Below are 1215 nucleotides of genomic sequence, written 5' to 3'. Positions count from 1 at the left end.
GGACAGGGCCCCGTCGGCGAGGGGGAAGCGCGACGGGGCCCTGTCGTAGGGGGACGGGGGTGGACGTCAGATGGTGACGCCGTTCTCCCGCAGATAGGCGATCGGGTCGATGTCGGAGCCGTAGTCGGGGGTGGTGCGCACCTCGAAGTGCAGGTGCGGCCCCGTGGAGTTGCCGGTGGAACCGGAGAGGCCGATCGGGTCGCCGGCGGAGACGCTCTGCCCCGCGCTGACCGAGATCGAGGACAGGTGGGCGTACTGGCTGTACCGGCCGTCGTCGTGGCGGATGACGACCTCGTTGCCGTAGGCGTTGACGGTGCCGGCGCTGACGACCTGGCCCGACGTGACGGCGACGACCTGGGTGCCGGAGGGCACCGGGAAGTCGGCGCCGGTGTGGTGCCCCGAGGACCACATGGAGCCGGCCACGCCGTAGGCGGTGCCGATCCCGCCGGTGGTCGGCACGGTGAAGCCGGAGGCGGCGGAGTCGGCGGCCGTCTGGTCGGCGGGGGCCGACTGGGTGGCGACGCCGGCGACGTCGAGGCTGAGCTCCTGGCCGGGCTTGATCAGGCGGGGGTTGTCGCCGATGACGTCCTGGTTGGCGGCGTAGAGCGCGCGCCAGCCGCCGTCGACGTCGTGGTCGGCGGCGATCGCGACGAGGGTGTCGCCCGCCCTGACCTCGTAGGTCTCGGCCGAGGCGGCCTGCGCGCCACCGGCGGCGAGCAGCGGCAGGACGATGCCGGCGCCGCCGGCGGTCAGCATCAGCGTGATGCGGGAGATGTGCCGGGCGCGGGCGCGCTGGCGGCGGTGACGTCCGCGTGCGGACATGGGTGAGCTCCTCCTCCACCGCCTACGAGGTGAGCTGTCGGGTTCGGGCCGGAGTCTGCCCGGCCACCGACGTGGATCGACGGTGGCTTCACCCCGAGCCGGCGTGCGCGCGGCGCACGACCGGCGGAAGGTGGGTCCCCCGCTCCTGCCATGCGGAAGTGGTGCTCGACCGCCGCCGGTGGCAGGACTCGGCGTTCCGACGACGGCTCGCCACGGGATCGCGGCGCGGCCAGCACCGTAAGCCGAGGAAATCGGACAAGACAAGAAAGGTGGGGCGGGTGGGATGTGACGGACGATACGGGGACGCCGCGCTGCGCTTTCCCCACGTCACGGAGCGCGACCGCGGCGTCGGGGGCGCCCGCGCAACCCCCGCGGGGCGCGGGCCGTTTGACG

General features: G+C 73.9%; 1 protein-coding gene and 1 riboswitch. The gene reads right to left on the bottom strand.

The features are described 5' to 3' along the window. Nucleotides 1-66: 66 nt before the first annotated feature. Complete coding sequence (locus E1283_RS36335; RefSeq protein ID WP_132822411.1) at nt 67-822, bottom strand: M23 family metallopeptidase; 756 nt, start codon at nt 820-822, stop codon at nt 67-69. A 5-nt stretch (nt 823-827) separates the two neighbouring features. Continuing rightward, nucleotides 828-996: riboswitch (cyclic di-AMP (ydaO/yuaA leader) on the bottom strand. Between the last annotated feature and the right edge of the window lie 219 nt (nt 997-1215).

Source organism: Streptomyces hainanensis (assembly GCF_004348415.1).
Lineage (GTDB): Bacteria > Actinomycetota > Actinomycetes > Streptomycetales > Streptomycetaceae > Streptomyces > Streptomyces hainanensis.
Note: the sequence above shows the minus strand (reverse complement) of the source record. Positions and strands in the feature narration are given on the sequence as shown.